At 72.4% G+C, this 8,746-nt stretch carries 7 protein-coding genes and 1 pseudogene; 4 read left to right on the top strand and 4 right to left on the bottom strand.

Annotation, left to right across the window (positions count from 1 at the left end):
• Positions 1 to 32: 32 nt before the first annotated feature.
• The gene (locus ACFFNX_RS34140; protein WP_378210016.1) at positions 33 to 1,046 is read right to left on the bottom strand and encodes a saccharopine dehydrogenase NADP-binding domain-containing protein; all 1,014 of its coding nucleotides are present in this window, start codon (positions 1,044 to 1,046) and stop codon (positions 33 to 35) included.
• A gap of 86 nt (positions 1,047 to 1,132) precedes the next feature.
• Here ACFFNX_RS34140 and ACFFNX_RS34135 point away from each other — a divergent pair, with 86 nt between their 5' ends.
• Together ACFFNX_RS34135 and ACFFNX_RS34130 are read left to right on the top strand one after the other, a co-directional pair.
• Positions 1,133 to 1,738, top strand: coding sequence for a TetR/AcrR family transcriptional regulator (locus ACFFNX_RS34135; RefSeq protein ID WP_378210014.1), 606 nt, complete (start codon positions 1,133 to 1,135; stop codon positions 1,736 to 1,738).
• A gap of 158 nt (positions 1,739 to 1,896) precedes the next feature.
• Positions 1,897 to 2,442 (top strand): DNA-binding protein, encoded by a 546-nt coding sequence (locus ACFFNX_RS34130; protein WP_378210012.1) that lies wholly within the window; start codon positions 1,897 to 1,899, stop codon positions 2,440 to 2,442.
• A gap of 138 nt (positions 2,443 to 2,580) precedes the next feature.
• On the opposite strand, the gene ACFFNX_RS34125 is transcribed toward ACFFNX_RS34130, so the two are convergent.
• Positions 2,581 to 3,144: a carboxymuconolactone decarboxylase family protein gene (locus tag ACFFNX_RS34125; RefSeq protein ID WP_378210010.1), complete on the bottom strand. Its 564-nt coding sequence runs from the start codon at positions 3,142 to 3,144 to the stop codon at positions 2,581 to 2,583.
• 419 nt (positions 3,145 to 3,563) lie between these two features.
• On the opposite strand from ACFFNX_RS34125, the gene ACFFNX_RS34120 reads away from it, so the two are divergent.
• Positions 3,564 to 5,729 (top strand): prolyl oligopeptidase family serine peptidase, encoded by a 2,166-nt coding sequence (locus ACFFNX_RS34120; protein ID WP_378210009.1) that lies wholly within the window; start codon positions 3,564 to 3,566, stop codon positions 5,727 to 5,729.
• Between the two features lie 22 nt (positions 5,730 to 5,751).
• On the opposite strand, the gene ACFFNX_RS34115 is transcribed toward ACFFNX_RS34120, so the two are convergent.
• Positions 5,752 to 7,755: a tetratricopeptide repeat protein gene (locus tag ACFFNX_RS34115; RefSeq protein WP_378210007.1), complete on the bottom strand. Its 2,004-nt coding sequence runs from the start codon at positions 7,753 to 7,755 to the stop codon at positions 5,752 to 5,754.
• A 304-nt stretch (positions 7,756 to 8,059) separates the two neighbouring features.
• Here ACFFNX_RS34115 and ACFFNX_RS34110 point away from each other — a divergent pair, with 304 nt between their 5' ends.
• On the top strand, positions 8,060 to 8,632 hold the full coding sequence (locus ACFFNX_RS34110) for a TetR/AcrR family transcriptional regulator (RefSeq protein ID WP_378210005.1): 573 nt from the start codon (positions 8,060 to 8,062) through the stop codon (positions 8,630 to 8,632).
• Here ACFFNX_RS34110 and ACFFNX_RS34105 read toward each other — a convergent pair.
• Positions 8,629 to 8,746 (bottom strand): annotated as a pseudogene (locus tag ACFFNX_RS34105) (IS481 family transposase); the annotation flags it as partial. The gene ACFFNX_RS34110 and the pseudogene ACFFNX_RS34105 sit on opposite strands and share 4 nt — an antisense overlap.

Here is an 8,746-nt window from a genome sequence, read left to right as displayed (position 1 = left end):
GACGAGGATCGGCGGCATCGCCTGGTCCTTTCTCACAGCGTGACGGCGAAGGCGCCGAGCCGTTCGAGCGCCGCGAGGAACGGCGCGGCGGGGAACGCCTCGCCGGGGCTGAGCACCCCGCTCTCGGCGGGCGCCTCTCCGCCGGTCAGCCGCAGGGCGCCGGTCACCGACGCCAGTGCGGCGGCCCGCCACAGGTCGTGTCCGCTCAGGTGGCCGGCGCGGTCGCCCTGCTCGCCCAGCGCCTGTACGGCGACGGTGAACTCGGTGCGCGCCCGGGTCTCGCTGTCGGCGTCCTCGCTGGTGAACACCGGCTCCTCCTCGAACGTCCGCGCGGTCAGCATCGCCTCGACCTCGCGGGCGGGGACGTGCCGGGGCACGGTCACGGCCTCGGGGAAGGGAACGGGAGCGATCATCGACCGGGGACCGACCGGCGGCGGAAAGGGGAAGACCGCGTTGCGCGGCTCCACGTAGCCCACCTGCCGGGCACCGCCGGAGAAGCCGATCCGCACGGTCTCCGCGAAGAGCTGCCGGGCGGTGGCCAGCGCCCCGGTGGTCATGCGCCAGCCGGTCACCGCGTACGCGACCGCCACCCGGCCGACGTCCGCCATCCCCTCGGTGACGGCGGCCGCGAGCAGGTCGCCCAGGCCTCCGTAAAAGCTCAGCGAGGGGATCATGATCGCCCCGGTGCGCCGGGCCGTCGCCTGGTACGTGTCGAACAGGTGCTTCACATGGTGCGGCTCCACGGCGTGGTCGATGTAGTGGCAGCCCGCCTCGGCCGCGGCCGAGGCGACCGGGTCGCCCGTCACCGAGAACGGCCCGGCGCAGTGGATCAGCACGTCGGCGCTCTCGGCGAGCCCGCGGAGCGCCGCCGGGTCGTCCAGCGGCGCGGTCGCGGCGCGGCAGCCGAGCTCGCCGGCCATCGCCGCGAGGGCCGCGCCGTCGCGGCCGGCCAGCACGAGGTCCTGGCCTCGGTCGATCAGCTCGGCGGCCACCAGCCGTCCGGTATGCCCGGTCGCGCCGTAGATTGCGATGAGCGGTGCGGTCATGACCATCCCACTTCCGTACCGAGGGTATGTAACCATCGGACTCGAACGTACGTTCGAGTCGAGCGCACTGTCAAGGGGGTTCGCCGTTGCCTCGCCCGCCCCGCCGTACGCAGGCCGAACGCTCGGACGCGACGACGTCCAGGCTCGTCGTGGCGGCCCGGGAACTGTTCGGCCGGGACGGCTATGCCACCACCTCGATCGAGGCGGTCGCTGCGGCGGCCGGAGTGACCAAGGGCGCCGCGTACCACCATTTCCGCAACAAGGCCGCGCTGTTCCGCAGTGTTTTCGTCGAGGAACAGCGGCAGATCGCCGACGCGTTGCGGCGGGCCGCCGCGCGGGAACCCGACTCGTGGTCCGCGCTGCTCCGGGGATGCCGCACCTTCCTCGAACACTGCCTCGACCCGGCGTTCCGCCGGATCGTGCTGCTGGACGGCCCGGCGGTTCTCGGCTGGGAGCAGGTTCGCGAGATCGAGTACGCCCACACGCTCCGCGTCCTCACCGAGGGCATGAGCGCCGCCGCCGCGGACGGGGCCATGGCCGACGGCGACCTGCCGGCCCGCTGCCAGCTGATCTTCGGCGCGCTCTGCGAGGCGGGGATGCTGCTCGCACGCTCCGACGACCCGGCGAAGGCGCTCCCCGTCGTCGCCGCCGAGGCCGAACGCCTTCTCGGCTCCCTCGCCCGCTCGGAGTGAATGCGTCCTGTGCGTTCGCGAACACGGCGGCCCCACGTCGCCGGCTCCGCGGCCGAGGGCGACGGCGCACGCGCCCTCGAATAGCCTGACGGAGTGGGAAGATGTCGTGTGCAGATGCACAGAGAGCGACGCGGAATAGGCCGCGGGAAGGCGCAGCCGTGACGGACGACGTCGTCATCCGCAACCGAGCTCGGCAGATCGAGTGGTACGGCGAGCCGCTCCACGATCGCTTCCGGCGGCTCCTCGACCGGCTCCGGCTGCCCCAGTCCGCCCTGGCGGAGGTGCTCGGGCTGTCCGCGCCGATGCTGTCCCAGCTCATGTCCGGACAGCGAGCCAAGATCAGCAACCCCGCCGTGGTGTCCCGGCTGATGGCCGTCGAGGCGCTGGCCGCCGAGCCCGGCTTCGCCCTCCTGTCGGCCGACGAGGTGCGCGAGCGGCTCGACCAGGTGCGCTCCCAGAACACGACACCCTCGTACCTGAGCGTCCCGACGGTGCAGCACCCCGCCCCGGCCACCCGATCGGCCGATCCGGTCGCCGGCATCCAGGCGCTGCTGCGCGGGCTCGCGTCGGCGGCCGAGATCGAGGACGCCGCGCGGCTCATCGAGCCGCACCATCCCGACCTGGCCACGATGCTGCGCGTCTACGGCAACGGCCGCACCGCGGACGCGCGCGCGCACTACGCCCGCGTCATGGACGACTCCTGACCCGAGCGGGCGGAATGTCACCGGGGCGGCCCGCCACGATGCGGTCGCGGCGCGGCAGCCGAGGTCTCCTCGCGTCCTGCGGTCGACCTGCCCTTCGCAGGTCATGGGGCGCCTTGCGGTCGCCCACCGGCGCCAGCGTCAGGTGTCGTGGTCGTGGGCGATCAGCCGCCGGTAGCCGGAGTAGTCGTGGCCGGAGGTCAGGCGCCGGGCGGCGGCGGCGAAGTACGCGTCGTCGGGCGCCTTGACGCCCAGCCCCTCCACGAGGCGGTTCATGAGGTTGAACAGGGCGCACACCGACACCGCGTCGAAGAGGGCCTTCTCCTCCCAGCCGGCGGCGAGGACCGCGTCGGCGTCGGCATCGGCCATCCGGCTCGGTGTCAGCGTCAGCTTGCGCACATAGGCGAACAACGGCTTCAGCTCGTCGCGTACCGGCGCGGACCCGACGTCGGTCAGCAGCGCGGTCAGCACGCCTTCCTCCACGCCGAACGCCTCGGCGACCGCCCCGTGAACACCGCGGCAGTAGTGACAGGCGTTCAGCCCCGAGACGTACGCGGCGATCAGTTCGCGCTCGCCGATCGTCAGTGCGGAGGGGCCGCGCAGCACCACCTCGTGGTAGTCGACCAGCGGCGCGGCGGCCTCGGGGAAGGCCTTCATGACGTCCAGGACGCCGGCGGCGTCGGGAAGCGAGGAGAGAAAGGGCATCGCGGTTCCACCTCCACGAGACACGGGGACGTGCGATCAGACGCGACGCTAACGACGGGATCTCAGAGGATTCTCAGCGAACGGCGGCGACCGCCGAACAGCGAGCTTCGCACTTATTTGCCGGGCGATCTACCAAATGATGACTTTGCCAACCATTGAGTAAGACACCTCGTTTATCGATCGCACCCACGGGGATGTTTGTCCTCGTAATTGCCTTTTTCGGGCATCTTGTAGGGATCCAGGGGGATGTCATGAATGGATACCTGCCGTACCGAGAAACCGGTCCGGCCCCTCGTTTCGGGGACGTACGCGGTTGGCAGCAGGACATTCTTCGTGGCGAGTCCTAGCTGAATACGTCGGGGTACCGCGGGTTTCACCGGCCGCGGTACCCCGGCTCGTGAGGGGACGGGGGACCATCGGTGGCACGCCTTTCTTATCCCGCCGCCCGGCGCGGCGATGTGGTGGAGACTCTCTTCGGCGTGTCGATCGCCGATCCCTACCGGTGGCTGGAAGACGGCCACGACACGCGCGTACGCGACTGGGCGACGGCCCAGGACCGGCTGTTCCGCGCGTACCGCGCCGGCCGGCCCGGGGCGCGATCGTGGACGTCCCTGGTGGACGAGGTGTCCTCCTTCGGCGTGTCGGAGCCTCCCACGGCACGCGGTCCGGTCAGGTTCCTGGCCGAGCAACGGCAGGGGGACGAGCAACGGCGCCTGCTCATCGCCGACGCCGACGGGAGCCGGCGGGTGCTCGTCGACCCGGCGGAGATCGACCCGTCCGGCCGTACGGGCCTGTACGCCTGGTGGCCGTCGCGCGAGGGCGAACGCGTGGCCGTCCAGCTGGAGGTCGCCGAGCAGCCCGGCAGCGACATCATCGTGCTGGACGCCCGTACCGGCGAGACGGTGGACGGGCCGCTGCCACGCGCGCGCAACACCTCGCTCGCCTGGCTTCCGGGAGGAGAGGCGTTCTACTACGTCAGCCGCGTCCCCGACGAGCAGCTCGTCCCCGGGGACACGCGCCTGCACCGGCGCGTGCGACTGCACCGGATCGGCGCGGACCGGCGCGACGACCCGGTGGTGTTCGGCGACGAAGACGCCCCGGACCACTACTACGGGCTCACGGTCAGCGGCGACGGCCGTTACCTGGCGATCACCGCGATGGCCGGGTGCGCCTCGGCCAACCATGTGTACGTGGCCGAGCTCGCCGACCCGGAGGCCCCCCGGTTCGCCCGGGTCGTGGACGGGCGCACCACGCGGGCCCGCGCGCTTCCCCGCTTCCTCGCGAACGGCGATCTGCTGCTGGTCACCGACTATCAGGCCCCGTGCGGGCGGGTCTGCGTGACCGACCGGCACGACACCTATCCGGCCGCATGGCGCACGCTGATCCCCGAGGATCCGGACGCGCCGCTGGACGAGTGCGTGGTGCTGGACGACCCGGCCCTCGCGCGCCCCGTCCTGCTGGTGGCCCGCGCCCGGCACGGCATCTCCATCGTCACACCGCACGACCTGGCCGACGGCCGGCCGCTCGGCCGGCTGCCCCTGCCCGGGGCGGGCGTGGTGTCGTCCCTGCGCACGAACCTCCCGTACGGGCGGCAGGCCTGGTTCGGCTACTGCGACGTGACCACGCCGCCCGTCATCTACCGCTTCGACGCCGCCGACGGGACCCTGGAGCAGGAGACCGGCGCCGCGATCGCCGGGCACGCGCCGAAGATCCGCTGCCGCGGCGTTCACTACCCCGCGAGCGACGGCACGGAGATTCCCCTGTTCCTGTTCACCCCGGCGGAGGGACCACCGGGTCCCCGCCCGACTCTTCTGTACGGCTACGGCAGCTTCGGCATGCCGATGCGGCCGTGGTTCTTCCCGCTGGCGGCCGCCTGGGTGAGCGCCGGCGGCACGTTCGCGGTCGCCTGCGTACGCGGAGGCGGCGAGGCGGGCGAGACCTGGCACGAGGCCGGTCGCGGCCCGCGCAAACACCGGGCGATCAGCGACTTCAACGACGCCGCGGAATGGCTCGTCGAGACGGGCCGGACCACGCCGGGCCGGCTGGCGAGCTACGGCGTGTCCGGCGGCGGACTGCTGGTCACCGCCGCCGCCACACAGCGACCGGACCTGTACGCCGCGGTCATCGCCGCGGGCCCGCTCTGTGACATGGTGCGCTACGAGCGGTTCGGCCTGGGCAACACCTGGACCGAGGAGTTCGGCACCGCCTCGCACCCCGAACAGCTCCAATGGCTGCTCCGGTACTCCCCTTACCACAACGTCACGCCCGGCACGCCCTATCCGGCGTTCCTGCTCGCCGGGGCGGTGACCGACCTGCAGACCGGCGAGGCCCACGTCAGCAAGATGTGCGCGGCCCTCCAGCACGCCACGAGCAGTGACCGGCCGATCCTCATGCGCCGCGAGCCCGACACCGCCCACGCGGCCTCTCCGGCGAGCAAGGAACGCGCCCTGACCGCGGACATCCTGGCGTTCGCCGGGGAGCACACCGGGCTCTCACCGGACGGACCGCGCCGGGCCGCCCCGCCCAACGGCCGGGAACCCCGGCGGCTCCGGCGGGCCGCCCGGGACCGCCGGCGATCCGGCTGAGGAGCCGGTTGCGGCTCTCCCGTCAGCCCGAGTCGGTCTGGTCGCGGATCGCCGCCAGCGCCCGGCGATGGAGTTCGAGGGCCGCGCCGGTGTTCCCCAGCCCCTCCTCCGTCGCGCCCAGCCGGGACAGGATCGCGGCCTGCTGCGGGAGGTCGCCGACCTGCTCGGCCAGTTCGGCGGCCCGGTACAGCGGTCCGACGGCCTCGGCCGGCCGGCCACGGTCCATGTGAAGACCGCCGATGTACCTCAGCGTCTTGCCGATGACTCTCGGGCTGCCGATCTTCTCGGCGAGGCTGAGGGAGCGCGCGTACTGGTCCAGCGCCTCGTCGTACCGGCCGAGCCGCTGGTAGACGGCGCCGAGGTTGCAGGTGGCCATGCCGACGAGCCAGTCGTCGGCCAACGGCCCGGCCAGCTCCAGCACCTCGGTCAGCCGGGCGAGCGCCTCGGAGGTCCGCCCGGCCCAGCGGGCGACCGTTCCCAACACTCCCAGCGCTCGCGCCTGCCCGCGCAGATCACCCGTGCGACGGCTGATGGCCAGGGCGTCGGTCAGGCAGGTGTGCGCCTGCTCGTAGTCGCCCTGCAGGCCGTACGCGATGCCGAGACAGACCCGCAGTGACGAGGCCAGCCGGTCGTCGGGCGTCTCGACCAGCGGCAGCACCGTCTCGGCGACCGCGCGGCACTCGTGGTACCGGCCCTGCCGGACGAGGTAGTCGGTCACGCTCTCGGCGATCAGGCGGGCGTCGTCCACGTGACCCACGGCCACCGCGTGCGCGGCCACGTCGGCGAGCTCTCCGGCCGCCGCGTCCAGCCAGGACGCCGCGTCCCTCGCGTCGGCGAAGGGCACGGAGCCCAGGTCCGGCCCGGCCGGGAGATCCTCATGGCCGTAGCCGTTCGCGCACCGCGCGGCGGCCACGTACAGCCGGAAGACGCCGGCGCGGACCGCGGTGACCTCGGCCGGGTCCTCGGCCGCGAGCCGCCGCGCATACGCCGCGACCAGGTCGTGCAGCCGGTAACGGCCCGCGGTCGGCTGCCACAGGAGGCTGGCGTCGACCAGGCTCTCCAGGGCGTGCTCGGTGTCATGGCGCGGCCAGCCGAGCATGGCGGCCAGCGTCAGCCGGTCGAACTCCACCGTCGGCGACAGCCCCAGCGCACGGAACGCGCGCCGGGTGGAGGGCCGGAGGTGTTCGTAGGAGAGCCGGAACGCCGCCTCCACGCTGCGGTCCTCCGCGGTCAGCTCGCCGAGGCGGCGTTCGTCGTCGGACAGCCGGGCCACCAGGTACTCGAACGTCCACATCGGCCGGCTCTGCAAGCGTGCCCCGGCGATCCGCAGGGCCAGCGGGAGCCGGTCGCACAGCCGGGCCAGCTGACGCACCGCCTCCGGCTCCTGGAAGGCACGCGCGTCGCCCACGAAGCGGGCGAGCAGTTCCCCGGCCTCGTCGAGGTCGAGCGGTCCCAGCGAGATCCGCTGGTCCACGTCGAGCCCGGCCAGCCGCCGACGGCTGGTCACCAGCACCCTGCTGCCCGCTCCCGTGGGCAGCAGGGGGCGGATCTGCTCGGCGCCGGCCGCGTCGTCGAGCACCAGCAGCGACCGCGTCGAGGCGGTCGCCGCTCGCCAGGACGCGGCCAGCTCGTCGTGGTCGTCGGACTCGTCGTCGGCGCCGACCGCGCGCAGCAGCGTCTGCCGCAGCTCCTCCGCCGTGGGCCGGCGTACGGCGTCGGGGCCGGCGAGGACCCGCCAGTGGCCGGGGTGACGGACGAGGTGGTCGGCCAGCGCCGCACTGACACCGAGCACGGCGAGCAGCCGGTCGCGCGCGTCGGCGTCCGCGTTCAGCTCGGCCCGGATGTCGGCGGTCTCCAGGAGCCGGAGGAGACCGGTGAGTGCGAGGTCGGGGTCGGCCGCGGTGCCCAGCGCCTCTACCAGTCCGTCGAGTTCGTGACCTTGGAGCCGGCGTTCGGCACCCGTGGCATCGGTGACGCCCAGCCGGGCCAGCCGCCCGGCGAGGCTCTCGAGTCGGCGTTCGCTCACCACCAAAAGGTATCGAGCCGCCCCGCCGCCCGACAGTGACGGTCACGGGCGAGCGTTCGGGCAGCCGCGATGGAAGTCGAGTTCGGCGGCCGCTCCTCCAGGGCATCGGGCGGGCGTTGGTCGCGGCCTCTTGGTGTCGTCATGCCTCTACGTCGCCCTGGCCGCCCCCTGCGCCGCCGAACGACCGGCCCCGACGCGCCGTTGAGGGCACAGCTTACTTGCCGCCCGGCTAGGATACTGATCAACGTAGGCTAAGCTGGAGACTAGCCGGTCGGCAAGTAGGTTTATCTCGGGGGTGAGGACGATGGGCGAGCGACGAAGCGGCACCCGCGAGCGGATTCAGGCCGTCGCGGTCGAGCTGTTCGCCGAACACGGCTACGACAAGACCTCGCTCCGCGAGATCGCCGAGCGCCTCGACGTGACCAAGGCCGCGCTGTATTACCACTTCAACACCAAAGAGGACATCGTCGTCAGCCTCTTCGACGACCTCATCGCCGGCCTCGACGAGATCATCGACTGGGCGAAGGAGCAGCCGTCGACTCCGGAGACGCGCCAGGAGATCGTCCGCCGTTACGCCCGGCTCTCCCGCGACCGGCCCAAGGGCATGATGCGCTTCATCCAGGAGAGCAAGACCACGATGCAGGAGCTCGCCCCGGGCGAAAAGCTCCACCACCGGTTCGACACGTTGTCCAAGATGCTGTGCAGCCCCGACGCCTCGCTCACCGACCAGCTCAGGTCGAGGCTCGCCCTGATCCCGGCGAGCGCCTCGATGTTCATGCTCAAGGACGCCGACGCGACCGACGACGAGAGGTACGAGGCCGGCCTGGAGATCGCCCTGGAACTCGTCTCCGACAGACCGGCGGCACCGGCCGACTAGGTGTGATGTCCAGGGAGGTTGGTCAGTCGGGTGATTGATGGCTTGCCTCCGATGGCGGAGTGGGCTCGGTGGTGATTGTAGAAGTGGAGCCAGCCGGGCAGGGCTGCTCGACGT

Origin of the sequence: Actinoallomurus acaciae (assembly GCF_042429965.1) — a bacterium.
In the GTDB taxonomy this organism is placed as follows: Bacteria; Actinomycetota; Actinomycetes; order Streptosporangiales; family Streptosporangiaceae; genus Actinoallomurus; species Actinoallomurus acaciae.
The sequence above is the reverse complement of the archived record's forward strand: the minus strand, read 5'-3'. Positions and strand labels throughout refer to the sequence as shown.